Origin of the sequence: Gracilibacillus halotolerans, from assembly GCF_014206945.1 — a bacterium.
Classification (GTDB): domain Bacteria; phylum Bacillota; class Bacilli; order Bacillales; family Amphibacillaceae; genus Gracilibacillus; species Gracilibacillus halotolerans.
This window is the reverse complement of the sequence record NZ_JACHON010000001.1, coordinates 371147-397193: the sequence shown is the minus strand read 5'-3', so window position 1 is coordinate 397193 and position 26047 is coordinate 371147. Positions and strand designations below refer to the sequence as shown.

The 26047-nt window shown below is 35.0% G+C and carries 31 protein-coding genes and 1 other RNA gene; 26 read left to right on the top strand and 6 right to left on the bottom strand.

Annotated features, from left to right (window positions below; genetic code table 11):
- Positions 1-64: 64 nt before the first annotated feature.
- The 8 genes from GGQ92_RS01920 (at position 65) to GGQ92_RS01885 (ending at position 4396) form a co-directional block, all read left to right on the top strand.
- Entirely contained in the window at positions 65-409 is a 345-nt protein-coding gene (locus tag GGQ92_RS01920) for a DUF1798 family protein (protein ID WP_246383887.1), read from the top strand.
- A gap of 3 nt (positions 410-412) precedes the next feature.
- Complete coding sequence (locus GGQ92_RS01915; protein ID WP_184244002.1) at positions 413-814, top strand: cytidine deaminase; 402 nt, start codon at positions 413-415, stop codon at positions 812-814.
- 92 nt (positions 815-906) lie between these two features.
- Positions 907-1257: a CotD family spore coat protein gene (locus GGQ92_RS01910; RefSeq protein WP_184244000.1), complete on the top strand. Its 351-nt coding sequence runs from the start codon at positions 907-909 to the stop codon at positions 1255-1257.
- A 151-nt stretch (positions 1258-1408) separates the two neighbouring features.
- The gene (locus GGQ92_RS01905; protein ID WP_184243998.1) at positions 1409-1954 is read left to right on the top strand and encodes an SLOG family protein; all 546 of its coding nucleotides are present in this window, start codon (positions 1409-1411) and stop codon (positions 1952-1954) included.
- Positions 1955-2009: 55 nt separating this feature from the next.
- Positions 2010-2303 (top strand): cell division regulator GpsB, encoded by a 294-nt coding sequence (gpsB, locus tag GGQ92_RS01900; protein ID WP_184243996.1) that lies wholly within the window; start codon positions 2010-2012, stop codon positions 2301-2303.
- A gap of 74 nt (positions 2304-2377) precedes the next feature.
- Positions 2378-2765: RNase P RNA component class B (gene rnpB / locus GGQ92_RS01895), an RNA gene on the top strand.
- Positions 2766-2934: 169 nt separating this feature from the next.
- On the top strand, positions 2935-4071 hold the full coding sequence (locus GGQ92_RS01890; RefSeq protein ID WP_184243994.1) for a THUMP domain-containing class I SAM-dependent RNA methyltransferase: 1137 nt from the start codon (positions 2935-2937) through the stop codon (positions 4069-4071).
- Positions 4072-4117: 46 nt separating this feature from the next.
- The gene (locus GGQ92_RS01885; protein ID WP_184243992.1) at positions 4118-4396 is read left to right on the top strand and encodes a DUF6123 family protein; all 279 of its coding nucleotides are present in this window, start codon (positions 4118-4120) and stop codon (positions 4394-4396) included.
- Here GGQ92_RS01885 and GGQ92_RS01880 read toward each other — a convergent pair whose 3' ends face one another.
- Positions 4397-4789, bottom strand: coding sequence for a ribonuclease HI family protein (locus GGQ92_RS01880; protein WP_184243990.1), 393 nt, complete (start codon positions 4787-4789; stop codon positions 4397-4399).
- 147 nt (positions 4790-4936) lie between these two features.
- On the bottom strand, positions 4937-5137 hold the full coding sequence (locus GGQ92_RS01875) for a cold-shock protein (protein WP_184243988.1): 201 nt from the start codon (positions 5135-5137) through the stop codon (positions 4937-4939).
- Positions 5138-5409: 272 nt separating this feature from the next.
- On the opposite strand from GGQ92_RS01875, the gene GGQ92_RS01870 reads away from it, so the two are divergent.
- Positions 5410-6261 carry a DUF72 domain-containing protein gene (locus GGQ92_RS01870; RefSeq protein ID WP_184243986.1) on the top strand — a complete coding sequence of 284 codons (852 nt, stop codon included), beginning with the start codon at positions 5410-5412 and terminating at the stop codon, positions 6259-6261.
- Here GGQ92_RS01870 and GGQ92_RS01865 read toward each other — a convergent pair.
- Positions 6253-7263, bottom strand: coding sequence for a C40 family peptidase (locus GGQ92_RS01865; protein WP_184243984.1), 1011 nt, complete (start codon positions 7261-7263; stop codon positions 6253-6255). The genes GGQ92_RS01870 and GGQ92_RS01865 overlap by 9 nt on opposite strands.
- A 131-nt stretch (positions 7264-7394) precedes the next feature.
- Between GGQ92_RS01865 and GGQ92_RS01860 the strand changes: the two genes are divergently transcribed.
- From GGQ92_RS01860 to GGQ92_RS01835, 6 genes are all read left to right on the top strand, one after another.
- Positions 7395-8345: a thymidylate synthase gene (locus tag GGQ92_RS01860; RefSeq protein WP_184243982.1), complete on the top strand. Its 951-nt coding sequence runs from the start codon at positions 7395-7397 to the stop codon at positions 8343-8345.
- Positions 8346-8355: 10 nt separating this feature from the next.
- Entirely contained in the window at positions 8356-8847 is a 492-nt protein-coding gene (locus GGQ92_RS01855; RefSeq protein ID WP_184243980.1) for a dihydrofolate reductase, read from the top strand.
- 80 nt (positions 8848-8927) lie between these two features.
- The gene (gene tatA / locus GGQ92_RS01850) at positions 8928-9104 is read left to right on the top strand and encodes a twin-arginine translocase TatA/TatE family subunit (RefSeq protein WP_184243978.1); all 177 of its coding nucleotides are present in this window, start codon (positions 8928-8930) and stop codon (positions 9102-9104) included.
- 31 nt (positions 9105-9135) lie between these two features.
- Positions 9136-9315: a twin-arginine translocase TatA/TatE family subunit gene (gene tatA / locus GGQ92_RS01845; RefSeq protein WP_184243976.1), complete on the top strand. Its 180-nt coding sequence runs from the start codon at positions 9136-9138 to the stop codon at positions 9313-9315.
- A gap of 100 nt (positions 9316-9415) precedes the next feature.
- Entirely contained in the window at positions 9416-10171 is a 756-nt protein-coding gene (gene tatC, locus GGQ92_RS01840; RefSeq protein ID WP_184243974.1) for a twin-arginine translocase subunit TatC, read from the top strand.
- 24 nt (positions 10172-10195) lie between these two features.
- The gene (locus GGQ92_RS01835; RefSeq protein WP_184243972.1) at positions 10196-10417 is read left to right on the top strand and encodes a YozE family protein; all 222 of its coding nucleotides are present in this window, start codon (positions 10196-10198) and stop codon (positions 10415-10417) included.
- Between the two features lie 94 nt (positions 10418-10511).
- Here the strand turns inward: GGQ92_RS01835 and GGQ92_RS01830 are convergent, their stop codons facing one another.
- Positions 10512-10835, bottom strand: coding sequence for a YolD-like family protein (locus GGQ92_RS01830; protein ID WP_184243970.1), 324 nt, complete (start codon positions 10833-10835; stop codon positions 10512-10514).
- A 100-nt stretch (positions 10836-10935) separates the two neighbouring features.
- Here GGQ92_RS01830 and GGQ92_RS01825 point away from each other — a divergent pair, with 100 nt between their 5' ends.
- The 6 genes from GGQ92_RS01825 to GGQ92_RS01800 all read left to right on the top strand — a co-directional run bounded on the left by GGQ92_RS01825 (position 10936) and on the right by GGQ92_RS01800 (position 17741).
- Positions 10936-12087 (top strand): exonuclease SbcCD subunit D C-terminal domain-containing protein, encoded by a 1152-nt coding sequence (locus GGQ92_RS01825; RefSeq protein WP_184243968.1) that lies wholly within the window; start codon positions 10936-10938, stop codon positions 12085-12087.
- Positions 12084-15176 carry an AAA family ATPase gene (locus GGQ92_RS01820; protein ID WP_184243966.1) on the top strand — a complete coding sequence of 1031 codons (3093 nt, stop codon included), beginning with the start codon at positions 12084-12086 and terminating at the stop codon, positions 15174-15176. Before GGQ92_RS01825 ends, GGQ92_RS01820 begins: the two co-directional genes overlap by 4 nt.
- A gap of 140 nt (positions 15177-15316) precedes the next feature.
- Positions 15317-15964: a VrrA/YqfQ family protein gene (vrrA, locus tag GGQ92_RS01815; RefSeq protein ID WP_184243964.1), complete on the top strand. Its 648-nt coding sequence runs from the start codon at positions 15317-15319 to the stop codon at positions 15962-15964.
- A gap of 122 nt (positions 15965-16086) precedes the next feature.
- Entirely contained in the window at positions 16087-17049 is a 963-nt protein-coding gene (gene msrB, locus GGQ92_RS01810; RefSeq protein WP_184243962.1) for a peptide-methionine (R)-S-oxide reductase MsrB, read from the top strand.
- A 130-nt stretch (positions 17050-17179) separates the two neighbouring features.
- Positions 17180-17383, top strand: a complete 204-nt coding sequence (locus GGQ92_RS01805; protein WP_184243960.1) for a DUF6501 family protein — start codon at positions 17180-17182, stop codon at positions 17381-17383.
- A gap of 118 nt (positions 17384-17501) precedes the next feature.
- Positions 17502-17741, top strand: coding sequence for a ferredoxin family protein (locus GGQ92_RS01800; RefSeq protein ID WP_184243958.1), 240 nt, complete (start codon positions 17502-17504; stop codon positions 17739-17741).
- Between the two features lie 26 nt (positions 17742-17767).
- On the opposite strand, the gene GGQ92_RS01795 is transcribed toward GGQ92_RS01800, so the two are convergent.
- Entirely contained in the window at positions 17768-18037 is a 270-nt protein-coding gene (locus tag GGQ92_RS01795) for an acylphosphatase (protein ID WP_246383884.1), read from the bottom strand.
- A 383-nt stretch (positions 18038-18420) separates the two neighbouring features.
- Here GGQ92_RS01795 and GGQ92_RS01790 point away from each other — a divergent pair, with 383 nt between their 5' ends.
- From GGQ92_RS01790 to GGQ92_RS01770, 5 genes are all read left to right on the top strand, one after another.
- Positions 18421-19164 (top strand): metal ABC transporter ATP-binding protein, encoded by a 744-nt coding sequence (locus GGQ92_RS01790; RefSeq protein ID WP_184243954.1) that lies wholly within the window; start codon positions 18421-18423, stop codon positions 19162-19164.
- Complete coding sequence (locus tag GGQ92_RS01785; protein ID WP_184243952.1) at positions 19164-20030, top strand: metal ABC transporter permease; 867 nt, start codon at positions 19164-19166, stop codon at positions 20028-20030. The genes GGQ92_RS01790 and GGQ92_RS01785 overlap by 1 nt, the downstream gene beginning before the upstream one ends.
- Positions 20031-20034: 4 nt before the next feature.
- On the top strand, positions 20035-20997 hold the full coding sequence (locus GGQ92_RS01780; RefSeq protein ID WP_184243950.1) for a metal ABC transporter substrate-binding protein: 963 nt from the start codon (positions 20035-20037) through the stop codon (positions 20995-20997).
- Between the two features lie 186 nt (positions 20998-21183).
- Positions 21184-21612: a transcriptional regulator MntR gene (gene mntR, locus GGQ92_RS01775; protein WP_184243949.1), complete on the top strand. Its 429-nt coding sequence runs from the start codon at positions 21184-21186 to the stop codon at positions 21610-21612.
- Between the two features lie 130 nt (positions 21613-21742).
- Positions 21743-23242, top strand: a complete 1500-nt coding sequence (locus tag GGQ92_RS01770) for an FAD-dependent oxidoreductase (protein WP_184243947.1) — start codon at positions 21743-21745, stop codon at positions 23240-23242.
- A 335-nt stretch (positions 23243-23577) separates the two neighbouring features.
- Here the strand turns inward: GGQ92_RS01770 and GGQ92_RS01765 are convergent, their stop codons facing one another.
- Positions 23578-25716, bottom strand: a complete 2139-nt coding sequence (locus GGQ92_RS01765) for a YhgE/Pip domain-containing protein (protein WP_246383881.1) — start codon at positions 25714-25716, stop codon at positions 23578-23580.
- Positions 25717-26047 lie beyond the last annotated feature (331 nt).

The following is a 26047-nucleotide window of genomic DNA, read 5'->3' as shown; positions in this document are numbered from 1 at the left end:
CATTAATAGTATAAAGAGCTAAGAAGGAGGACTTACACTGAAACTGAAAGAGCTAACCATTACTTTGCTTACACTCATAGAAGATTGTAAAAACCGGTATGAAAATAATGAAAAGCCAGAGAATAGAAGAGACATGGACTTTTTTGAATATGTTAAAAAAGAGACGGAAAAACCCTTTGAACAAATTGAACAGTGGGGAAAGGAATCAATGGAATTCGTAAAAAATAGAGAGGTATCTGTTCATCCTCAACAAATTGACTCTACATTAGAGAATTTGCGATTAGTAATCTTACACAGCTACTATATTGATGCTCGATTACGGAGGTATATGAACCTTCATACATCAATAAAATATGTTTTGGAGCAATTGTTAAAGGATATGAATAAATTAAAAAGTGAGGCTGAATAGATAATGAACCAAGACGAACTAATTAATCTAGCAATAGAAGCGCGTGAGATGGCATATACGCCCTATTCGAAATTTAATGTTGGAGCAGCATTACGTACTAAGTCAGGTAAAGTATATACAGGCTGTAATATTGAGAATGCTGCATATCCAGTCACTCTTTGTGCAGAGCGTGTAGCGATATTTAAGGCTATTTCAGAAGGTGAAAAAGAATTTGAAGCATTAGCCGTAGTAGCGGACACAAATCGACCAGTCCCACCGTGTGGCTCCTGTCGTCAAGTTATGAGTGAATTTTTCACGGAAGAGACAGAAATTTATATAACTAATTTACAACTTAATACAAAACAAACAACGATGGAGGAAATATTACCTTTTTCCTTCCAATCGGATGATATGAATAAAAAATAACAATAAAATTGCAAGAACTAGGTCATTGCCTCAGACAAACTCACTGAACGAACATATCTTAATATAGAAAATGAATAGAGAGGTGAGTTTAAATGAGTTTTAGAAGACCATGTTGCCGACCTTGTGGAGAAAAGACAATCGTATATCCAACTAAGTGTAATCAAACGCAATCTTGTAGTGAGAGTGTTGTAAATCATGTTCATCCATCCCACACAAACCATGTAAATAATCACATTATTAAAAACAAGCATTTCTATCCGCACACGAATTCACAACAAAATACAGTTAGTCAAGTCAACGTATTTGGCGGAAATACTTTCCCACCAGGTGGGGGAGGAGCTTTTAATCAAGGCGGATTTTTTAACACGGGTGGACCTGGCCCAGGTCCTGGACCATTTAATCAAGGCGGGCCTGGCGGATTTAATCAAGGTGGATTTTTCTAAACAAAAAATTCGAATAAGAACCATAAAACAGTCGTCTATTGACGGCTGTTTTTATTTCAAGTTTTACCTTAATTTTTGTTTGAAAAGTTAACAGTAGAAACTAAGACAGATTTACCATATACTTAAAGGAGAATGAATAGAGGTTGATGAAATGAAGACTATAACATTAACAGGAAATAGACCATGGGAATTAGCGATTCAGCACCCGGAGGATAAAAGAATTGCAATCATTAAAGAAGCAATTAGGCGTAAATTAATAAGTATGATTGATAACGGTTTGGAATGGGTCATTATGACTGGTCAAATTGGTGTTGAATTATGGGCAGCAGAAATTATATTAGATCTAAAAGAAAGTTATCCTATAAAGCTTGGCATATTTCCTCCATTTCTTGAATATGAATCTAGATGGCCGGACTTTTACCAAGCAAAATTTCAAGAAATTATAGAAGCTTCTGATTTTTATCAACCACTCTATCCAAAAACATACGAAGGACCTTATCAATTAAAAAATAAAGATAATTGGCTGATCGATAAAACAGATGGAGCTTGTATTTTAGGTGATGAAGAATACTTAGGATCTGTTACTTTTTTTGCAGAAAAAGCTAAAAAAGCGGTAGAAGCGGGTAATTATGAAATTCTCTTTATTACTCCGTTTGATTTAGAAGACGTGGCAAGAGAGATGGCGGAAGAAAATTGACAAGCTAAGGACTTTCTGAAAAAATGATGGTAATGATAAAGTAGAGGTGGAAATAATGGCAAATCAATTAAGTGGGAAAGATATTTTAGAAAAAAATTTTAAAACAACGATGAGAGGCTATAATCAAGATGAAGTCGATGATTTTCTAGATGTGATTATTCAAGATTATGAATACTTTCAAGAAGAAATACAGCGACTTAGACAAGAAAATGACCGATTGAAAAAACAATCAGAAACACGAATCCGTCCTACAACAAGTAATCATCAAATCAATTATGATATTTTAAAACGCCTGTCTAATTTAGAGAAGGCAGTGTTTGGCAAACGTACAGAAGACGAAGGTTTGTAAAAAATTCCCATTGAATATTCCAAGTGAAAAGAGTAAAATAGATAATAGATTCGAAAAGATTGTTTGTTTAGATGAATGTTGATGTAATTGCTGTATAGTCTAAACTATACAGAGGAAAGTCCATGCTCGCACAAGCTGAGATGCTTGTAGTGTTCGTGCTTGACGAAATCATAAGTCAAGGTAGCTATTTTAGCTAACGGCAGGGAAATTCCCTAAGTCTCTCAAGAGATAGGGGGAAAATACCTTGAAAGTGCCACAGTGACGTAGCTAGGTTGGAAACAATCTAGGTGGAACGCGGTAAACCCCACGAGCGAGCAACCCAAATATTGGTAGGGGCATCTTCTATTAGGGAATACGGAACCGAATGAAGGACAAGCATTTTGCTTGTAGACAGATGATTACACCTTTTGTACGAGGCTGACCACCGCTTGGAGTACGGAGGACAGAACATGGCTTACGGACATTCATCTGGTCATACATAAAATAGAATAGTGAACCCTCTTTTTCCTTTATTAATTTGGAAATAGAGGGTTTTATTGTGTCATAAACCAACACACGTTATAATAGAAAGCAGTAGGTTAGAGCGGGTATCTTTACCTAATGATTTTACATACTAGGAATGAGGGTTGTAATGAGCGCGGAATACAAATTGATTGCTACTGCAGCAATGGGATTGGAAGCTGTTGTCGCTAAAGAAGTAAAAAGTCTTGGTTATGAAGATGTAACAGTCGAGAATGGAAAAGTAATCTTTTCATCAGATGCGTTAGGAATTGCACGTACAAACTTATGGCTACGTACTGCGGATCGGGTAAAGCTAATAGTTGGTGAATTTACTGCATTAACATATGATGAGTTATTTGAAGGTACAAAAGCATTACCATGGGAGCAGTTTGTCCCGGAAAATGGTGCTATACCAGTCAATGGTAAATCACATAAATCCAAACTTTTTAGTGTTTCCGATTGTCAGGCAATTGTTAAAAAGGCTATAGTAGAACGTTTAAAGCAGAAACATGGAATAGCCAATAGACTTTCTGAATCAGGTGAGCAATATAAAGTAGAGGTTGCGTTACTAAAAGATAAAGTTACGTTAACCATGGATACTTCTGGTGCAGGTTTACATAAAAGGGGTTACCGCACAGGCCAAGGGGAAGCACCACTGAAAGAAACGTTAGCTGCTGCACTTGTCCAACTAACAAATTGGCGTGGAGATTTACCGCTGTATGACCTATTTTGTGGATCGGGTACCATTCCGATAGAAGCTGCATTGATTGGTCAAAATATTGCTCCAGGCTTTAATCGTAGCTTTGCTGCGGAAGAGTGGGGATTTATGAAGCAAGAGAATTGGGACAAAGCATTTGAAGAAGCGGAAGACTTAGCAAATTATGATCAAAAGTTAGAAATTATAGGTACAGATATCGATCATCGTATGATTGAAATTTCCAAAAACAATGCGATGGAAGCTGGCTTAGCAGACTTAATTGAGTGGAAACAGATGCAAGCAACGGACTTTCATACAAAAGCAGTAAATGGCTACATTATCAGCAACCCGCCATACGGAGAACGTATTGGAGATAAGAAAGAGACCGAGGACATGTATAGAGCTTTAGGGAAGGTTTTAAAGCAATATCCAAGTTGGAGTGTCTATATGATTACGGCAAATGAAAATTTTGAATCATTATTTGGAAGACAAGCATCTAAGAAAAGAAAATTGTTCAACGGTTTTATTAAGACAGACTATTATCAATACTTCGGCAAATGGGTTAAGTAAAAATAGAATAGATAATAAGAGGGAAGAAGAGGAGAAGAATTACAATATGAATGAAAGCGAGCTGCTGGCTCATTTTTTGGAAGATTTATGGGCAAAGGGTTTTAAGCTTACAGATGAAGAAGTAAGCTTCATCTACTTTTGTCAAAAATACACAAACGCATCCGCCAGTCATGCTATGTTTGCATTATCTCAAACGTTACGGTTACAGATGGCTTTTGATAGGGGTTTTTATATTAGTTTGTTGGAGTTATTCGTGAAAGCAAATGTTCAATCTAATCGAGAGGTAGTTTCCATATTAAAGCAAAATGGTCTCCTCTCAGATTAATTAAAGAGGATTGTGAATAGCTTTTTTGGCTAGTTGGTCTGCACTTTTATTTAGCTTTTCAGGAATCCATTTAATAAAAAAATAAGGAAACGTTTCAGCTAGTTCGTTTATTCTCGTTATATACGGCTGAAAGTTCTCATTTTTACTGAACTTTCTTTCGATTGCTTCCACTGCAGTTTTGGAGTCCGAGCGCAAGGATATAATTTCATTTGGATAATATTGCTGACAATATTCAAGTCCTTTTAAAATGGCTATAAATTCTGCTTCATGATTTGTGCAATGGCCAATATATTCAGATAGCCTAATTCTTTCATTGTTGATCTTTATGTATAATCCAATACCGCTTGGGCCTGGATTACCTTGGCAAGCTCCATCTGTATAAAGTTCTATCAATTAAACGTCACCTCATAACATTGGTTATATCCTATGTATGCATAATAAAAAGGCGATGATACGTCACCGCCTTTTTTATAGCATATTCTTATGGAATTTGTCTAGCTTCTACGCCTTACTTTTCTTTATACACTTAAACAAATGAACTTATTTTTTCTCAACGTTTGCTGCTTGAGGACCTCTTTCGCCTTCAACGATTTCAAAGGTTACTTCTTGCCCTTCTTCTAAAGTTTTAAAACCTTCTCCTTGAATTGCGGAGTAATGTACAAAGACATCATTTCCTTCTTCTACTTGAATAAATCCATAGCCTTTTTCTGCGTTGAACCATTTTACAATACCGTTTTGCATATTTTCTTCCTCCTAAAACTTTCACGCAATAACGTGGTAAATTGTCTAAAGGAGATGAAAGGACAAAAATAGGTAGCGACTATAGCAAAGTAAAGGATCATCATTCCAAATACTTCTATAGAAGCTACCTAGTAATAATGAACCCAAACATCTTCTTTACTCGTCTTTTACTATAGCTTATTATAAATATGGAGTCAAGGAAGAGAGTCTAAAGATATGCAGTACAACAACAAAGAAAACACTTTCAAACTAACGGAGAGGGTGTATACATAATGACAATTTGGATTGGATTAACCGGGTGGGGGGATCACCCAGCTTTATATAATCATCAAGTTGGACGAGTAGATAAATTATATACGTATAGTTCTCATTTTCCAGTCGTGGAAGTAGACACTTCATTTTATGCAATTCCAACAGCAACTCAATTTCAAAAGTGGGTAAGTAAAACACCAAATGACTTTTCATTTGTTATCAAGGCATATCAAGGCATAACTGGGCATGATCGTAAAGTATACACGAATGCAGAAATGAAAGAAATGATTCAACAACTACTGGATGCCATTCGACCGGTACAGGAAGCAGGTAAGCTCAATTGTCTGTTGTTCCAATTTCCACCTTGGTTCAAACCGAATACACAAAATATAGGGAAATTAAAGAAAATAAAGAAGTGGTTAGGTGGCGTACCAAGTGCGATCGAATTTCGAAACCGAAAATGGTACGAACCATTCGAAACTGAAACGGTAGCATTTTTGCAAAAAGAAGGCTGGATTCATGTTATATGTGATGAACCACAGGCAGGAGAAGGATCTATTCCATTTGTTATGCGTCCAACTTCCGACCATATACTAATACGTTTTCATGGGAGGAATGTTTACGGGTGGAATAACAATGGACAAGAAGATTGGCGTAAAGTTCGCTTTTTGTATCGCTATAATGAACAAGAGCTCGAGGAATGGAAGGAGCACATTCTCGAGCTACAGCAGCAAGCTAAATCCATTACTGTTTTATTTAATAATAATTCAGGGGGAGATGCTCACGATAATGCGAAACAATTAATGAATAAATTAGAAATAGAATATGATAACTTGAATCCTAAGCAGATGGATTTATTTGACTCATTCTAATACAACGCGCTTTGCACCTAAATATCTTTCGTTCCAGTAGGAGTTATCAAGAGAGCTAATCTCAACACCTCGTGATGCTCCTGCATGAATAAATTGATTGTTGCCAACATAAATACCGGCGTGAGATGGCCCGGTTTTATATGTTTGAAAAAAGACAAGGTCACCAATTGATGGTTGATCTACGAGTTTTGTAACATTCCAAATATCACTTACAGTGCGGGGAAGTACAATATCCTTCTCTGCAAAAACATACTGTAAATAACCGCTACAATCAAATCCAGAAGTAGAAGTACCTCCCCATACATAAGGGGTTCCAATATATTTTGTAGCAATTGCTGTTATGGACGATGCGTTCTTTGAGACCGTATCTGTCTTTACAGCATTAGGCTGCTCAACTTGTTCTGTATTCTCGTTTTGTAGACTAACTTCTACCTCTACAGGTGTTTCTGCAGTTACAACAGATGGTGGTGGTTCGGGTGCAGGTGCTTCGATATGTACGGCATCCAACCCTCTATCCTTTTTAAATTTATCAAGGGCTTTTTCAGTGAGTGGACCATATATACCGTCTAATTCGCCTTCGTAGTAACCGAAATATTGCAAGGATTCTTGAACATCATCCCATTCATTTTCTTCTTTATCTGGTAAATTATCTTGTTCCAGTAATTCAAGCATCTCTTCTTCTATTGTAATTAGTTGTTGAATGGTTTGTTTATTAGCTTGACCAGTAGTTTCTAATCCATTTGCTTCCTGAAATTTTTTTAATGCGTACTCTGTCAAAATACCGTAATTACCATCAATAGAAGAATCATAATAAGATAAATGCTGCAATTTATGTTGTAATACTCGCACGGTCTCATGTTGTGATCCATAGTTTAGATACTCTGCCATTTCCTCATTCATTAATGGATATGCGTCTACATAGAAAGAAAAAGGTTGGCTAAATGCAAAACTGTATGCAACGGAGTGTTTGATTGCATTGGAAATTTGTTGTTCTAATAACATCTCACCACTCCTTACTTATTTTAGTTTTACTTACCAAAAATTTATTGATAGAATAATAAGAATATGAGTTATTTATGATAATGTTAACGAATTGTAATATAAAAACGGCAAAAACATTGGAGTGACAAAGCATGACAAGTGAACAAGCTTATTTAGACCTTTGTAGAAAAGTTTTAGCAGAGGGGACACATAAATCCGATCGAACAAATACAGGGACAAAATCTCTATTCGGTCATCAAATGCGTTTCGATTTACAAGAAGGTTTTCCTCTTCTTACAACGAAGAAAGTACCTTTTCGACTAATAGTTACGGAACTACTTTGGTTTATAAAAGGCGATACAAATATACGTTATTTGTTACAGCATAATAATAATATTTGGAATGAATGGGCTTTTAAAAAGTGGACAGAAAGTGATGCATATAACGGTCCTAACATGAAAGACTTTGGAATCCGAGCAGGTAAAGATCCACAATTCAAATTAGAGTATGAACAACAAATGGAGAAGTTCAAGCGTTTAATCGTAGAAGACGAGCAATTCGCAAAACAATTTGGTGATCTTGGCTTAGTTTATGGTTCGCAATGGCGTGCTTGGAAGACTTCTCAAGGAGATACCATTGATCAATTAAAGGATGTAATCGAACAAATCAAGACAAATCCAGATTCGCGCCGATTAATTGTTAGTGCTTGGAATCCTGAGGATATACCAACAATGGCGTTGCCACCATGTCACACGATGTTTCAATTTTATGTGGCAGATGGAAAATTAAGTTGCCAATTGTATCAAAGAAGTGGCGATATTTTCTTAGGTATTCCTTTCAACATTGCTAGTTACGCGCTTTTAACTAGTTTAATTGCTAATGAGTGTGGCCTTGAGGTAGGCGAATTTATCCACACACTTGGTGACGCTCATATTTATTCTAATCATATTGAACAAGTTAAGGCACAGCTTGAGCGAACACCTCGTGCTTTACCAACATTGCAATTACCGAAAGATAAGTCGGTTTTTGAAATAGAGTTAGAGGATATACAATTAGAAAATTACGAACCACATCCAGCAATTAAAGCACCTGTTGCTGTATAGGAGGCTTATGATGATATCTTTACTTTTTGCAATGGACAAAAACCGTGTTATTGGAAAAGACAATGATCTACCTTGGCGACTTCCAAATGATATGAAATTCTTTAGAGAATTAACTACTGGTAATCATGTAATCATGGGTAGAAAAACGTATGAATCAATGAATGGCCCTCTTAAGAACAGAGAAAACATCATTGTAACACGAGACACAACTTATGAAGTAGCTGGTTGTAAAATCATTCATTCTATTGATGATATTATTCAAATGAATGAAAAAGAACCAAGTACTGAATGGTTTGTGATTGGTGGCGAAGAAATTTTTAAGCAAATATTACCTTTCGCTGATAAAATATATATGACCTATATCGATCATTCCTTTGAGGGGGATACATTCTTCCCAAAATGGGATGAGTCAGGATGGGAACAAATATCGAAGTCAAAAGGCGAGAAAAATGAAAAGAATCCGTTTGATTACTATTTTATTCAGTATGAACGAAAAAAATAGAGCGTTTAATAAAGACAACCTGTTAAAAACATGTTAAGATAAAGCTAGCCAATATGTAAATCATAATTGAGGTGAAGAATATGCCTGCAAGTATTGGTATTCCAGGATTGATACTAATTTTAATCATTGCATTAATTATATTTGGTCCGAAAAAATTACCTGAAATCGGGAAGGCAACGGGACAAACTATTCGTGAATTTAAAAAATCCGCACGAGAATTGACTGACGATGAAAAACAGGAAAATAAACAAGACTAAAAGCTACGATAGCATTAGAGGTGAAGGATAAATGTTCCAGAATATGGGGTTTCCTGGATTAATTTTAATTCTTGTAATTGCTTTAATTATCTTCGGCCCATCAAAGCTACCTGAAATGGGTAAAGCTGTCGGTAGCACGCTTAAAGAGTTTAAGAAAGCTACCAAAGATATTCTAGATGATGATACGAATGACCAATCAAAAAAGAAGTAAAAGACTCTCTCTTTTACTTCTTTTCTATGCTTATCTATATTTTTTAGCTAGAAGCCTTTACTATAGATATGCACTTTTTGATTTGAAGGGACGTTAGGGAATGAAAGACGAGAACAATATTGAGCATGGAAAGGAAATGGGCTATCTCGATCACTTATCAGAGCTAAGGAACCGCTTATTATGGTCAGCTTTAGTTTTTTTGATTTTTTTCGTGATAGGTTTCTTTATAGAAGATAAAATTCGAAATTTTTTTCTTAGCCATGTTGATTTTACATTAAACTTAATTTCTCCAGAAGAAATTCTTTGGATTATTATCACAATCGCTTTTATCGTTGCATTGATTGGGACATTGCCTTTTCTATGTGTTCAATTATGGCTATTTGTAAGGCCAGGATTAACGAAACACGAGCAGCGCGTTTCGCTCATTTATATACCAGCTGTTTTTTTCCTATTTATCGGTGGACTAGCATTTGGATATTTTATATTCATAGAGATGATATTGCCATTCGTACTATCGCTTAACAATGGTATGTTTGATACTATATTCACAGTAGAGAGATATTTCAAATTTATTTTTAATATTACGATTCCTTTTGCTATGTTCTTTGAGCTACCACTAATCGTAATGTTTTTAACAAGCTTAAATATTGTGACACCGCAATTTCTAAGGAAAACACGTAAATATGCTTATTTTATATTAGTTGTCATCGGTACAATGTTATCACCACCTGACTTTATCGTTCAGTTTGTTGTAATTATCCCATTGATTATTCTTTATGAAATAAGTATTACGATGTCGTACACGGTTTATCGTAAAAAACAAAAAAAGCATCAAGAATATATGAACGAAAATTAACATAGGTGAAAGGTTTGTTAGTGAATGAAAAGTTTTTATCATTTTATGATGCGTTATCGAGGGAATAAAGTGAAAAATGAGGAAAAACAGTTAGCAGATTGGATGTTTCTTGATACTAGTTTCCCTAAACAAAGCACAACATACGATGAAGTTAGTGATTATTTAGAATGGAATAGTCCTTTCCCGGACGCCATTCGAACGTTCGATCGGTTATGGGATGAATATATAGAGATTGAAGGGGATTAAACCATTCACTCCTACTTATATTCTTTCTACACCTTATATTGGACCGTTAAGGAGAAATTTTTCCTTAGCGGTCTTTTAGCTTAGTGTCTTTCATTCAATAGTTGACATCGCATATGTCCGTTATAGGGATGTTTATAATCTCGTTATCTAGGCATTGTATACGGAGAATCCTTTGTAAAGGATGAAAAGACGTAATGACTCCTTCTACTTTAGCGAGCTTATATTGCGTGAAATAGGTAATATTCACGCTTAACTTTGTATCAATCGCTTTTCTTAACTTATATTCTATTTCTTCTTTTTTGTCTTCAGATAAGATTGGTTTTTTTATACGATTTTCTTGAAAAAGTTCTTGTAAACTTTCTACATGCTCTGGAAGCATCAAGGAAGCCCATTTCATATTACCGCGATCATTTACCATTTCATCACCTCTTTAATAGTATACCAAACGTATGTTCTTTTACAATGGACAATTTCTTCCTTCTAATTTAAAATAAGGGGACAGGGAAAGGATGATAATAGTGAAATTTATACATACAGCAGACTGGCATTTAGGAAAAATGGTCCATGGCTTACATATGACAGAGGATCAATCCTATATACTTCAACAATTTCTTAACATTGTAAAGCAAGAAAAACCAGATGCAGTTATTGTCGCTGGTGATTTATACGATAGAGCGATTCCACCAAAGGAAGCAGTAGATCTATTAGATAATATCTTTACTAGTATTAGTAAGAAATTCGAGATTCCACTCATTGCCATTTCGGGTAATCACGATAGTCCGAACAGATTGCGATTTGGTTCCTCTCTATTTAGAAAGCATCAGTTACACCTAACTACACATTTAGAAGAAGCCTTTACACCTATTCGAATCGGCACTTCTGAAACAGCACACATTTATACGATTCCATATACAGAACCATTTGAAGCAAGGCAATATTTTGAAGACGACACCATTACCACCCACCAGCAAGCAATGGAACGAATTATAAACGAAATAACTAACAAAATGGATTACTCTGCTATTAATATACTTGTTAGTCATGCATTTATACGTGGGGGGACAGAGACGGATTCGGAAGAACAATTAACAATGGTAGGTAATACTCCTTCTATTGATTCAAGATTGTTTCAACCTTTTGATTATATTGCTTTAGGCCATCTACATAGAAGCCAATATGTTGATGATGAAAAAATACGATATAGCGGTTCTATTCTAAAATATTCCTTCTCAGAAGCAAAAGATACAAAATCTGTGACTGTTGTTGATGTATCAAAAGCAGAGAAAAAGATAAAACAGATCCCGCTTCAACCTAAAAGAGATTTAAAATGGATATCCGGTTATTTTGACGAGATTATAACAGGTAGTATCTTACCACCAACAGAGGATTATATAGGTATCGAATTGTTGGATGATGGTCAACTGATCGATCCTGTTTCAAAACTACGTACTATTTATCCTAACTTATTACATTTAGAAAAACGAACAATGAAAAACGACAATCGTACAACAGAACAAGAATCGATCCGAAAAAAGAGAGAAATGAGTCATGAAGAGCTATTTGCTGCTTTTTATAACGATATAAAAGGCCAAGCTATTTCAACGGAGAGGAAAAAGATCATTCAAGAAGTGACAGAGAGATTAATGCATGAAGAGAGGGAAATAGATTGAGAGTCTTAAAACTAGAAATGAACGCTTTTGGATCCTATCGAAAGCGACAAGTGATTGATTTTACGGAGCTAGAAGAAGAATCAATTTTTCTTATTACTGGACCTACAGGCGCAGGAAAAACGACTATCTTTGACGCAATTTGCTATGGACTTTATGGCAAAGCGAGTGGGTCAGAGCGTGACCAAGAAGCATTTCGTAGTCATTTCTCTAGTGCTGATGACTATACGTATGTTCAATTAACTTTCTCTCTCAAAGGAAAAGACTATAAGATAGAAAGATCGCCAAAACAATGGAAGAAAAAGACAAGGGGAGAAGGATATACGGAGGAACCTGCAAGTGCAGCTTTTTATACGCAAACGCACGACCAAAGTTGGAATTTAGAGGCGACAAAGATTAATGAAGTTAACGAGGCAATCGAGCATTTAATTGGTCTGGATTACGAGCAGTTTAAAAAGATGATTATGATTCCACAAGGGGAATTCAGAAAGTTAATATCGGAGAATAGTCGGGAAAGAGAAGAAGTATTACAAAAAATATTCCATACTTCTTTTTATCGAAAAATAACGGAGCGATTGAAAGAACAATCCACCGCATTAAAAAATGACATTCAATTGCTTGAAAATGAAATAATTCAGGAATATGAGAAAGCTGGTTTAGAGGATCATGAAAACCCTACAGTAGAAGATATAGAGGCGATAATTAGCAATCAAACGAAGCATAAGAAAGATTTAGAAAAGAAACGTCAAGAGATCCATCAAGAATTAAAAGCTCAGCAGAAACGATATACAGAACAGCAACAGCTAGCACTCTATTTTGAAGAATATCGTGAAAGACAATTAGAACACGAAAAGCTACTGAGCCAACAAGATGAATATCAAAAATGGGTAAACGAACTACAATTAGCTGATAGAGCAGAAAAAATTCAGCCTGATGCGTTGTTGTATTATGAACGACAAAAAGAATGGGAAGAACAAAAGAAAGCAACTGCTAAACTTTTTACTAATTTAGAAGCACTGCAAGTTGACTATAAAAAAGCAAAATTCCAGTATGAAGAAGAGATAAAAAGAGAAGTAGTCAGAGAAGAAAAGAAAATGCAATGGCAAAAATATCAAGAAGTAGCCCACCAGCTAGAAGACTATGAAAAAAACCGTATGATTTTAAAACAAAAAACAAGAAGTATACAGGACAAAAGTAAAGAATCAGAGCAATTACATGACCAAATCCAGCAGCTGCAACAAAAAGATAAATTACGAACAGAACTTGCTACGAACATACATGCAAACACCCAAGCAATGGAATCTACGCAACATGAATTAACAAGGATACGTCAGAAAGAAGAATATCTACAAGACTTGATCACATTAAAGAAAGAATTAGATTCGTTGGATACATCGTTAACCAATGAACAGATGCTTCTTCATCGCGTACAGCTTCAACTAGAGCAACAGACAGAAAAAGTTAATACTGTACAGGCACAATATGATCAAAATATGGCAGTTGCCTTAGCGGATCGTTTAATCGATGGAGAGCATTGCCCAGTTTGTGGCTCCACACATCACCCAATGAAAGCATCGAATGAACATCAAGAAGAGTACAAGGATGCACAACTGGAACAAGAAATGGAAAAACTCGCATCACTAGAACAAGAATTAAAGAAGAGAGAACACCAAGTAACCTTGCTCACAGAACAACTTCGGGTGAAAAATGAATTTGCTAAACAAATGGCAATGAAAATTACAGAAATCGTGCTACCTCTGTCCTTGGATTCGTTGCAGACACAATTAAAACACGTTCAGTTTACGATTCGTGAACTCTTAAGTGCCAACACTAAGTTAGAAGAAGAACGAGAACAAATGATAGGTAAACAGAAGGAAGTAAAAGAAGAACTAGATAAATTAGATAGCTTGGAAATACACTATAAAGAAACGATTCAGCAATTAGAACAACTTGAAGAGGAACATCGCGAAGCAGAAAAGAAGTTTTTTAGAATGGAAGCTTATTTACCAAAAGATTTTCACTCTGTAGAAGCTTTTTTACATGAAACAGAGAGTATTCGTAAGCAATACGAGCAATTAGAAACAATCTGGCTCGATGTAAAAGCACACTACGAAACAATTCGAGTAGAATATGAAAAAGTAAATGTACAATACGAACAAGCGTCACAGTACGAATCCCAACTTTACCAAAGATTCTATCAACAAGAACAACTATTTTATAGTCAATTGAAAGATAGCGGATTTGGCAATGAAACTAATTTTAGAGCTGCTTTGATCAATCAACCAACGAGAGAGCGGTTAGAAAAATATGTAGAGCAATATGAGGATTCCTTACAATCCGTGGTGAAAAGAATCGAAACTTTAAAAGAATGGACAGCAGGAAAAGAAGAACCTAATCTTTCATCGCTAGAAGAACAAATTAATAGGCTTGAACAACAAAGAGATGAAATGATTCGTGAACTTCAATTCATTGAACTAAAAATAAGTGATTTACAGCAGAATGTATTGAAAATCAAAGAATTAACGATTACTAGCAAGGAGCTTTCTGAAAAATATTATCACGTTGGAGAGTTAGCTGGATTAGCAAAAGGGGAAAACTCTATGAGGCTATCATTTGAAAGATATGTGCTTTCTACTTTCCTAGATGAAATTCTGCTCCAAGCTAACATCCGTTTGTCGCAAATGACGGATCATCGTTATCAATTAATAAGAAGTCAAGAACTTGCTAAGCGAGGAGCACAAAGTGGCTTAGATTTAGAAGTATTTGATCATTACACCGGCAAACAGCGATCAGTAAAAACATTATCAGGTGGGGAAGGATTTAAAGCTTCATTAAGTTTAGCACTTGGAATGGCGGATATTATTCAAGCACATGCTGGTGGAATTCAGCTTGATATGTTATTTATTGATGAAGGATTTGGAACGTTAGATGAACGTTCATTGGAGCAGGCGATTAGTTGTTTAAAGCTACTCCAAGAAAATAATCGTGTTTTAGGCATCATTTCCCACGTTCCACGCCTAAAAGAAGAAATTAGAGCAAAACTATTTGTCGAAAGTACCGTAGACGGATCGAATGCCTATTTTAAATTATAATTTTCTACTAATAATGACATCAATAAGAGAACTGTCGGTTTGTGCGCTTACCCGGGAAATGTTAAAAATTAATATTGCCCATTCCGTCTTTACTACTAAAACATATAATGTATATAAAAGACGGAAAAGAGGGATATAATATGTTCCAACTACCAAATCAAACACCATTCATGCAACAAGGTCCTGGTTTTAATCCAGGCTTTGGTTCTAATATACCTAATCCGTATCAACAAATACCAGCTTCAGTTGCACAACCAGCCCAAAGTAGAGGTTTGCAAGGACTTCTAGGACGGATATTTTCAAAAAATACTGCGAATGCACCATCCATGATGCAACCGATGCAGATCCCCGGTCAGGCTGCCAGTCAATTTGCAGGTCAAGTAGCAACACAACAAAGTACAGGAGGCCTTGCAAATACTCTTGGTAACGTTCAGCAAGTATTAAAGGTTGCTCAACAAGCAACACCACTGATTAAAGAATATGGACCAATGGTAAAGAATGCACCAAAAATTATGGGTATGATAAAGGCATTGAGTGAAATACAGGATGATGATGAAGAATCTATAGAAGATAATGAAATCGAAGAACAAGAGAATGAAGAACCGGATATCGAAGATTTTATATTAGATGATGACGATGCCGATCACAATGACGAATTGGATATAGATGATCTTTTTGAAACACGTTCAGAAAATGAGCATGTTGAACAGCCAACGATAAAAAAGACAAGGTCGAAGTCACTTCGGTCAAATCCTTCTGGAGAATCTACTCCAAAGCTCTTTATCTAACCAAAGAATCGGACTGTAGCGAAGGGTTGCAGTCCGTTCAAATTCAATCATAGTATTTGCATTTTTTGGTCGAACGATACAAAATGAGGAGTAAGAAGCGTTACAAAGGAGTGGATAATAGAATGACAGATAAAGGTTTGGATAAAGCAATCTTCGCAGGTGGATGCTTTTGGTGCATGGTAGAGCCTTTTGATGAGAGACCTGGTATCATCAAAGTTGTTTCGGGTTATACAGGCGGGGACAAGCCCAATCCGACTTATGAAGAAGTCTGCTCAGAAACTACTGGTCATAGAGAAGCAGTTGAAATTACGTATGATCCAGTTATTTTTCCTTATAAAAAATTGGTAGAATTGTTTTGGCAGCAGATCGATCCAACTGACGATGGTGGGCAGTTCCATGACAGGGGAGAATCTTATAAAACGGCAATTTACTATAGAAATGACGAACAAAGACAAATAGCAGAGCAGTCCAAACGTGAGTTAGAGGCGAGCGGGAAATTTAATGATCCTATTGTAACGGATATTTTACCAGCAAAAACATTTTATGTAGCAGAAGAATCTCATCAAGATTATTATAAAAAGCAATCTTTTCATTACCAGTTATACAAGAAAGGGTCTGGAAGGGCTGATTTTATTAAAAAGCATTGGAAAAATAATTTCTCAAAAGAAGAGTTACGTAAAAAGCTAACTCCAATTCAATACCATGTGACTCAAGAAAACGGTACAGAAAGACCGTATGATAACGAGTATTGGAACAATTTCGCAGATGGTATTTATGTAGATATTATAAGTGGTGAGCCACTATTTTCTTCTACCGATCAATATGATGCAGGATGTGGTTGGCCAAGCTTCACGCAACCATTAAGTCGTTCACGCTTAACTGAAAATCTAGATACTTCATTCGGTATGCGGAGAATAGAAGTAAGAAGTGAATCAGCCGATTCTCATTTAGGACATGTTTTTGATGACGGTCCTGCAGATAAAGGCGGTATGAGGTATTGTATCAATTCAGCTGCATTACGTTTTATACCAAAAGAAAAACTTAAGGAAGAAGGATACGAAGAGTACTTGCAACTATTTGAATAAGAGCATAGCTTCCTGTAGTCAACAGGGAGCTATTATTTGTTTGTTTCCAATAATAATATTATGTAAACTGTATTTTTCTTGTGAAATAATTCTTCTATGTTTATGATAAAGAAGAGGAGGAGGGAACAATATGTTACATTTAAAATGGGAAAACAATGAAACAATCAAGCAAATAAAATGTATTCACACAAATGCGAAAAAATATAAAGTTAATTCTGTTCTTACTGAGGGAAAAATATATGACGTAAAAAATGAAACAGAAGAATTTTATTTCGTAGTAGACAATACGAATAGAATGGCTGGTTTTCGTAAGGAATACTTCGAAGTCATATAAAGTCTTCGGTCAAATATAGATTTTTGATGAATAATTATTCATAAGTAGTACTAGTCCAATAATTTATGTTACAATAACAATTGGCAGTAAAAGAGATAGCATGAAGGAGGGAACAATCTTGGCTTTTGTAATCACTTCACCTTGTAAAGTAGAAAAAGCAGGCGAATGTGTAGAAGTTTGTCCTGTTGATTGTATAGAGGAAGGCGAAGATATGTTCTACATAGATCCGGATATTTGTATAGACTGTGGTGCGTGTGAAGCAGTATGTCCAGTCGAAGCTATTTTTATGGAAGATGAAATTCCGGATGAGGAACATGAATATATTGAGATAAATCGTCTGTTTTTCCAAAACAGATAAGAAATAGCCGGTGAAAACCGGCTATTTTACTTAATCTTAAAGGTAGTCTTTTCTTCAATATCTAAGTATGTAAGATCTACATTGTTAACTTTTGCAAATCGAGATGGTCCTTTTTTTATCTGCTCAATAAAGTTATTCAACTCTTCTTCATGTCCTTGCGCATCTACCGTTACTGTTCCGTCCTCCTCATTCTTCACCCAGCCTACTATGTTATACTGAATTGCTAAATGTTGGGTAAAATAACGAAATCCAACCCCCTGAACACGCCCTGAGATATTCATATAAACACGTTTCATCTTCATTCACTCCTATATCCATTCCACTTATATATATAATTATATCAAATTAATTTGCCTTCCGATTTTACAATTCCCTAGAAGAATTAAGCTAAAACCAATCACACTTCCCATCACTGTTTGTTGTAAACTGAAAAATTTCCAAAGGGAAACAAATTTAACTGTTTACAAAAAATCGTTTAGGTAATATAATGATTAATATGAAATGTTGCCTAAAGGAAAGATTATGCCTTTTAGCTATTTTACTCTTATCATTTTATTATTTATTAAAATTAACTCTTAATAATTAAGCTTAAAATATAATATCTCTAAAGCTTTAATATATTTTTTTAAACATAAAGTTTCCTAAGGGAAAAATATTTGGAGAAAGGTGGTATGTTCATATGACAACTTCTATAGAAGTGTCAGATTTATTTGTTTCTTATTTTGGTAAGCCAGCAGTTAGTGGGGTTCGATTTTCTATTCGTTCAGGAGAATTAGTTGGAATTATAGGACCTAATGGTGCAGGTAAGTCAACAGTACTAAAAGCCATTCTACATTTGATTCCCTTTGACAAGGGTGAGGTTAAGATTTTCGGAAAAAAAGTGAAACATATGCGCAAAAAAATGGCATATGTGCCTCAAAGAAGTGAAATCGATTGGGATTTTCCAATTCACGTCTTAGATACTGTTCTTATTGGGACATATCCAGAACTAGGGCTATTTCGCCGTCCAGGTAAAAAAGAAAAAGATTGGGCTATGGAATGTCTTAAACAAGTGGGTATGGAAAAATTTTATAAGCATCAAATAGGTGAACTATCAGGAGGACAACAACAGCGTGTATTCATCGCTAGAGCGTTAGCGCAAAGAGCTGAGATATTTTTGCTAGATGAGCCATTTGTAGGGATTGATATGACAAGTGAGGAGATGATTATTCAATTATTAAAGAGGTTAAGAGATGAAGGGAAAACGATTGTAGTTGTACATCATGATCTAAGTAAAGCAAATGATTATTTTGATGAACTAATTCTACTAAATAAGGAGCTTATTCATATGGGAAGTACAGAGACTGTTTTGCAACCTAGCATTATGTTAAAAGCTTACGAGAGAGAATTAACTTTCTTAAAAGAAATCGGAGTGGAAGCATAATGGAATTTTTAGATGCTTTACTTGAATACAATTTTCTTCAAAAAGCTTTACTTACTTCTATAATGGTTGGAATTATCTGTGGGATAGTTGGGAGTTTTATCATTCTAAGAGGAATGTCTCTAATGGGCGACGCCATCTCACACGCTGTATTACCAGGTGTCGCAATCTCATACATGCTAGGAATTAATTTCTTTTTTGGCGCTATATTTACGGGTTTATTAACCGCTATAGGAATTGGTTTTATAAGTCAGAACAGTAGAATTAAACACGATACTTCCATTGGAATTATGTTTACGGCAGCATTTGCTTTGGGGATAATCCTCATTACATTATTAAAAAGCAGTACGGATCTTTATCATATCTTGTTTGGTAATGTATTAGCAGTACGAACAACGGATATGTGGATTACACTAATTGTTGGTGTCATTGTTATTGGTGCCATTTACTTCTTATATAAAGAATTATTACTCACATCATTTGACCCGACAATCGCCATGGCATATGGACTTCCTAAGAATTTAATTCATTATATATTAATGACTTTACTCACTATGGCCACGGTAGCATCCTTGCAAACAGTCGGTATTGTGCTCGTAGTTGCAATGCTTATTACACCAGCAGCTACAGCATACTTAATAACAGATCGCTTATCGACCATGATTACTTTATCAGCAATTATTGGCGCTTGTTCGTCTATTATTGGTTTGTATTTTAGTTTTATTTATAATTTAGCATCGGGAGCTGCCATTGTAGTAGTAGCGACGGCGATATTTCTTTTAGCGTTTTTCTTATCACCTAAACACGGATTACTTTGGAGAAGCTTTCGTTCTAAAGCAAATTCAATATCTATTAAAAAGGAGATGTAATAGGATGAAAAAAAGAGGTTTCTTTATTTTTTTAGGGATTATATCCACCTTATTATTGTTAGTTGGATGTGCCGACAACGATAATAGCAGTAGTAAAGCAGAAGCAAAAGGAACAAACGATTCAGAGGATACTTTACTTGTAGTAACGACGTATTCGATTATCTATGATATTGTAAAAAACGTTGGGGGAGAACATGTTGAGATTCATAGCTTGGCTCCTATCGGTTCGAATCCACATGAATATGAACCACTCCCTGAAGATGTGCAAAAATCAACAGATGCGGACGCTATTTTTTATAATGGATTGAATTTAGAAGCTGGAAACTCATGGTTTGATAACTTAGTCGAGACAGCAGGTAAAACTGGTGATAATGCTCCTGTTTTCCGAGTAAGTGAAGGTGTGGAACCAATGTATTTAACAACGGAAGGTAATGAAGGAGAAGAAGACCCTCACGCTTGGTTAGATATACAAAATGGAATCAAATATGCTGAAAATGCTAGGGATGCTTTCATTTCCATCGATCCAGATAATGAAGAGATTTATCGCGAAAATACTGAATCCTATATAGCAGAACTCGAAGAACTACACGAAAAAGCGATTGATCAATTTAGTAATCTGCCAGACGGTAAAAATGTTTTAGTGACGAGTGAGGGTGCCTTTAAATATTTTAGTAACGCATATGGAATTGATGCTGAGTATATTTGGGAAATAAATCAGGAGAATCAAGGTACTCCGGAACAAGTTACTAGAATTGTAGATATTATTAAAGAAAATGGACTAGAGGCGTTATTTGTAGAAACTAGTATCGATCCTCGAAGTATGGAAATGGTTGCAAATGAATCAGGAGCTGATATTAAGGGAGAAGTGTTTACGGATTCATTAGGTAAACCAGGAGAAGATGGCGATACGTATTTAAAAATGATGGAATGGAATATTGAAACCATATATAATGGTTTAACAGAATAATTTTATAAAGGATGAAGGGCGGAGACATTAAACAGTCTCTGTCTTTTATTTTTAGCTATTGTATGAGACAAGATGCTCCAATTTTCTTAACGTTTAGAAAAGATTAAAAAGGTATGTATAGGAGAAGATTGGATAAAAAGCTGAATTGAGATATAATAGATATCAAAGTTAAAGGGAGGGAATCATTTGCCTACACCTAGTATGGAAGATTACCTAGAGAAAATCTATTTAATATTCGAACAAAAAGGATATGCACGAGCAACAGACGTTGCCTCCTCACTAGATGTTTTACCTTCCTCCGTTACAAAAATGATGCAAAAGTTAGACGAAAAAGGTCTCGGTGTCTATGAAAAATATCGTGGGTTCATACTTACCCCAAAAGGGATTAAAATAGCTAAAGATATTGCATACAAGCATCATATATTAGAGGAGTTCTTTCGAGTACTCGAAATAAAGTCAGACAATATTTACAATGAAATAGAAGGATTAGAGCATCATATTGGTGAAGAAATGGCACTTAGTATTGCTAGCCTTGTAAAATTCTTTGAAGAGAATCCTGGCATTAAGGCTTCTTATTTAAAATATCGTCAAGAAATGAGTAAGCAGGACAGTTAAATTACTTATTAATAGAAAACAAAGCGTATAGGTGGATTGTTATTCCCCTAGTTGCTTTGTTTTTTTATATGTTTAATAAAGAGCATAAATTGGGAATCATATTGACAATAACTAATAAAGGAGAATTGTCATGGAACATTCCCCAATATGGACTGAAAATGCAACTACATTTAATTTCCCTTCACTCAGGGAGGATACTAGGACAGAAGTAGTAGTAATAGGAGCAGGTATCACAGGTGTTACTGCTGCCTATTTGTTAGCTAAAAAAGGTGTAAATGTAATTCTGTTAGACAAAGATATGATTGCAAGGAGTACCACAGGTCATACTACAGCAAAACTTACTGTACAACACGGATTAGTGTATGATGAATTAATTAACCACTTTGGTATAGAAAATACACACCTTTATGTAAAAAGTCAGTATGATGCAATGGAAGAAGTCAAAAAAATTATCAAGAAGGAATCAATTGATTGCTCATATGAAGTTCAGGATGCGATTCTTTATACAAATGAAGAAGATAATGTAAAAAAGCTTGAGAAAGAATTGGAAGCATACCACAAGATAGGAATAGATGTTACAAGCATTCATGAGCTTCCATTTAATAAAATACCAATTCTTTCAGGCATTTCATTGCCAGAACAAGCACAATTTCACCCTCTATTATATGTCCATGCACTTATCACTGCATTACAGAAAATGAATGTACCTATTTATGAACATACACTAGCAGTTGATATTAAAAATGAACCACAACTAACAGTTAAAACGAAGAAATATGATATAAAATGTGATCATGTTGTTGTTGCTACTCATTTTCCGATATACGATCCAATGAAAATGTTTAGTACAAAAATGTACCCTAGTCGATCTTATGTTACTGCTTTCACTTCAGACGAAGACTATCCTAGTGGTATGTACTTAAGTATAGATAAATCCAAGCATTCATTAAGATCCTTTTCAGAAACAGATAAAAAGGTTTGGATATTTGGTGGAGAAAGCCATGATACAGGGAAATATAAGGATACTCTTAATCCTTTTGAGAAATTGACCGCTTTTGCAGAAGAAACACTTCCTGTCAAAGAGTGGCAGTACAAATGGTCAGCACAAGATTATACTACATTAGATAAAATTCCATATATAGGTAAAGTGAAAGAGAAGGAAGAAATCTATGTTGCTACAGGTTACCGTAAATGGGGAATGACAAATAGTACAGTAGCAGCAAAGTTAATTACTGATTTAATAATAGATAATCATAGTCCATACAAAGATTTGTTCAAACCGACAAGATTCAACGGTGACCCGGGTGTGAAAGAATTTATGAAAAATACCGGTAAGGTAACAAAGGATTTCGTAACTGGGAAAATAAGAACTGGTGACGAAACGTTGTCTGAATTGAAACCTGGGGAAGCTACAAAGATCCGTGACGATATAAATATTGTATGTGTATATAAAGATGAAAACGAAAAATTACATGCAGTTGATACGACATGTACACACCTTGGTTGTGAAGTGAATTGGAATAACGCAGAAAAATCATGGGATTGTCCATGTCATGGATCTAGATTCAATAAAGACGGAGATGTTTTAGAAGGTCCAGCAATCGAACCATTAAAGAAAATGGATATTTAATTTTCATTTTATCTCACTATCTCAAGTTTACTTTAAATTTGAGATAGTGATTATATATTTCGATACAACTTCCTATAATATATATTATGTAAACTAAAATTAATTATTATTAGAACAAGATTTTTTCCTCTCAAGTCCTGATCATATAATTCATTGAATGAATTATTGATAACTGTTCATCATTTCTGTAATAGCCTTGTAGCCCTACATAAAGAAACGAGGTTGGAATAAAAGTTAGTCATACACTTAGTAACAAGAATAACCGGCTCATTTATTGTTACACCAATTGATTATTCGTGCTCTAACCTAACTATTTCATTCCAAACTCGCCCTATTTAGTGAAACAGCCTACCACCTTTTGATTTAACCACTTTTGTCATTTTTGCTTGTACTGGTCCTTTTAAAAATACACCAGCTGAAATCGAGATGGTAGCAAACCCAATAAGAAATACGATGTCTGTCAATGCTCTCCTCCAAATGATGCCACCAACCGCTTCACGCATTAAATCGACACCATATGTAAAAGGTAAAAATGGATTTACCGACTGGAAAAATTCTGGAAGAAGTACGACTGGATATGTACCGCCAGAACTCGCAATTTGTAAGACGAGTAAAATAATAGCTACCGCCTTACCGATATCTCCTAAGATGGCAACTGCTGTATAAACGATGGACATAAACACAAAGCTAATAAGTAAACCAAATATGACGAACCAAATTGGATGACTTACATCTACACCAATGATGAACATATCACCCATCGTCACAATCAATGTTTGTAATAACCCAATCGATATAAATGTGAGTAATCTTCCTGTATATGTTATTTTCGAATTTAATGCTGTTTCTGGTACGTTCGGTGAAAGTAAGGAAATCAGCAATAACCCACCAACCCATAAAGAAAGCACTGTATAAAATGGCGTCATTCCTGTTCCATAATTAGGAACCGGGAATACTTCATTTCTATTTAAAACGACAGGCTCTGCGAAAAATCCTTTTTCTTTTTCCGAATCATTTAAAAGTAATTCAACAATTTCTTTTATATCTGTTTCATCTTGTACTTTACGAATCGTATCAGCAAGGCTGTTCACACGATCTTGGATTTGTGGATATGATGCAAATAATTTATCTAATGCCTCTTGCCCCTCTGAGATTTTCGTCTCCGTATTTCCTAACATCGCTTCAATTTCAGGAACTGTATCATTTATTTCTGTTAACTTATCCTTCGCTTGTTGTACTGTTTGTTGTCCTTTGTGGATTTCTGCTAACATATTCGGCTCGATTTCTTCCTCATATTGTTGCACAAATTTTTGTAAATCAATTTCTGTGACGACATTAATATTATCCTGTAGATCTTGATAAAATTGTTCATGCTGTTCGATAAATGCTTTTATATCTACTGTTTTACTTTCGACATGATTGATATCCTCTTTTATCATTTGCAAGTTGTTTATTAATTCCTCGATTTGATTGTTCGGTTCTGTTAATTCATCTTGTATCTTTTGCAAAGAAACAATCATTTCATCGATTTGCACAGCCATTTCTGGTAGTTCTTTTTCGATTGCTTCTATGTCAATAGCATCCTTTTCGGCTACAATCGCCTTTTCTATTTCATTTCTTTTCGTTTCTACATCTGTAAAAACAGTTTCAATTTCTTTTACTTCTTCTTTTAAGGCTGGTGAGATAGCTTTAATTTCACTTTCTACTTTTTGTAAAAAGGTATCTGTTTTATGTATCGCGTTTAGGCCTTTTTGCATTACTTCTTTCGCTTCTGGGATTTTGTTTGTTGCGATTTCAATCATCTTACTCGCCTTCGTTAATTGATCATCCATGTCAACGAGTTTTTCATGGATATTCGGTAATTCTTTTTCTAATGTGAATACATATTCCTCAAACTGCTCAATGTCTGGCATCGATTCTTCTAATTCCAAACCGATTTCATTAAACATTTCAAAAATAACACCATTAACTGTACTAATAAATTCACTACTCAATTCCTCTACAATAACAGAAGCACCTTTATCTGTTATTTTCGGTGCAATAGCGTTTATTTTTTCATTCACAAAATATTCCATCGTCGCTTTTTTGGGCTCTGATTGAATGACAGAACCTAATGTTTCAGAAAAATCTTTGGGTACGACAATCATTGCATAAAAAGTTCCATATTCAAGCTCTTCTATTCCTTCCGTTCGATTAACGAATTGCCAATTAAAATTATTATCTTCTTTTAAATAATCTTCCAAATCTTGTCCGACATCTATATCTTCTCCACGAATATTTGCACCTTCATCTTCATTAACGAACCCTATTGGAATTTGATTTGTCTGTGCATACGGGTCCCATGAGGCTTTAATATTTAACCATGCATATAACGATGGTAGAAATATAAGCCCACCAATTAATACGAGTGACATGACATTCGTGACGATACTTTTTACATCTAATTTGTATATATGAAATATGTTCTTCATCATTTTCCTTTCCTTCCTTATCATCTATTAACACTCTATTCTACTAGTGTAGACCATCTTAACAAATATCTTAAGTGAAAAATGCCCCTTTCCCAAAAAGGACATAATCAAAAAGGACATAATATTGTAAGAATATAAAATTATATGAGTTTAATTTACTTATTGAATTAAGTATTCATATGAGTCAATTTCATAATTGCTCTTTTTAAAAATACAGAGACATACAGAATTTCTAAATTGTATTTTTAAAAACAGAAATCGTGCAGTTTGTTGCTGATTTAATTGTGCATTCTCCGATCCGCAGCCAGCTTTGAAGTATTATAAACAAGCGTTA

Excerpts from the sequence above, each read along its gene's own strand:
- GGQ92_RS01905 (WP_184243998.1), top strand. The coding sequence starts at position 1,409 with ATGAAGACTATAACATTAACAGGAAATAGACCATGGGAATTAGCGATT.
- gpsB (WP_184243996.1), top strand. The coding sequence starts at position 2,010 with ATGGCAAATCAATTAAGTGGGAAAGATATTTTAGAAAAAAATTTTAAA.
- GGQ92_RS01875 (WP_184243988.1), bottom strand. The coding sequence starts at position 5,137 with ATGCAAAACGGTATTGTAAAATGGTTCAACGCAGAAAAAGGCTATGGA.
- GGQ92_RS01770 (WP_184243947.1), top strand. The coding sequence starts at position 21,743 with ATGGAACATTCCCCAATATGGACTGAAAATGCAACTACATTTAATTTC.
- GGQ92_RS01865 (WP_184243984.1), bottom strand. The coding sequence starts at position 7,263 with ATGTTATTAGAACAACAAATTTCCAATGCAATCAAACACTCCGTTGCA.
- tatA (WP_184243976.1), top strand. The coding sequence starts at position 9,136 with ATGTTCCAGAATATGGGGTTTCCTGGATTAATTTTAATTCTTGTAATT.
- vrrA (WP_184243964.1), top strand. The coding sequence starts at position 15,317 with ATGTTCCAACTACCAAATCAAACACCATTCATGCAACAAGGTCCTGGT.
- GGQ92_RS01780 (WP_184243950.1), top strand. The coding sequence starts at position 20,035 with ATGAAAAAAAGAGGTTTCTTTATTTTTTTAGGGATTATATCCACCTTA.
- GGQ92_RS01795 (WP_246383884.1), bottom strand. The coding sequence starts at position 18,037 with ATGAAACGTGTTTATATGAATATCTCAGGGCGTGTTCAGGGGGTTGGA.
- tatC (WP_184243974.1), top strand. The coding sequence starts at position 9,416 with ATGAAAGACGAGAACAATATTGAGCATGGAAAGGAAATGGGCTATCTC.
- tatA (WP_184243978.1), top strand. The coding sequence starts at position 8,928 with ATGCCTGCAAGTATTGGTATTCCAGGATTGATACTAATTTTAATCATT.
- msrB (WP_184243962.1), top strand. The coding sequence starts at position 16,087 with ATGACAGATAAAGGTTTGGATAAAGCAATCTTCGCAGGTGGATGCTTT.
- GGQ92_RS01785 (WP_184243952.1), top strand. The coding sequence starts at position 19,164 with ATGGAATTTTTAGATGCTTTACTTGAATACAATTTTCTTCAAAAAGCT.
- GGQ92_RS01915 (WP_184244002.1), top strand. The coding sequence starts at position 413 with ATGAACCAAGACGAACTAATTAATCTAGCAATAGAAGCGCGTGAGATG.
- GGQ92_RS01835 (WP_184243972.1), top strand. The coding sequence starts at position 10,196 with ATGAAAAGTTTTTATCATTTTATGATGCGTTATCGAGGGAATAAAGTG.
- GGQ92_RS01765 (WP_246383881.1), bottom strand. The coding sequence starts at position 25,716 with ATGATGAAGAACATATTTCATATATACAAATTAGATGTAAAAAGTATC.
- GGQ92_RS01860 (WP_184243982.1), top strand. The coding sequence starts at position 7,395 with ATGACAAGTGAACAAGCTTATTTAGACCTTTGTAGAAAAGTTTTAGCA.
- GGQ92_RS01890 (WP_184243994.1), top strand. The coding sequence starts at position 2,935 with ATGAGCGCGGAATACAAATTGATTGCTACTGCAGCAATGGGATTGGAA.
- GGQ92_RS01830 (WP_184243970.1), bottom strand. The coding sequence starts at position 10,835 with ATGGTAAATGATCGCGGTAATATGAAATGGGCTTCCTTGATGCTTCCA.
- GGQ92_RS01805 (WP_184243960.1), top strand. The coding sequence starts at position 17,180 with ATGTTACATTTAAAATGGGAAAACAATGAAACAATCAAGCAAATAAAA.
- GGQ92_RS01870 (WP_184243986.1), top strand. The coding sequence starts at position 5,410 with ATGACAATTTGGATTGGATTAACCGGGTGGGGGGATCACCCAGCTTTA.
- GGQ92_RS01910 (WP_184244000.1), top strand. The coding sequence starts at position 907 with ATGAGTTTTAGAAGACCATGTTGCCGACCTTGTGGAGAAAAGACAATC.
- GGQ92_RS01790 (WP_184243954.1), top strand. The coding sequence starts at position 18,421 with ATGACAACTTCTATAGAAGTGTCAGATTTATTTGTTTCTTATTTTGGT.
- GGQ92_RS01885 (WP_184243992.1), top strand. The coding sequence starts at position 4,118 with ATGAATGAAAGCGAGCTGCTGGCTCATTTTTTGGAAGATTTATGGGCA.
- GGQ92_RS01855 (WP_184243980.1), top strand. The coding sequence starts at position 8,356 with ATGATATCTTTACTTTTTGCAATGGACAAAAACCGTGTTATTGGAAAA.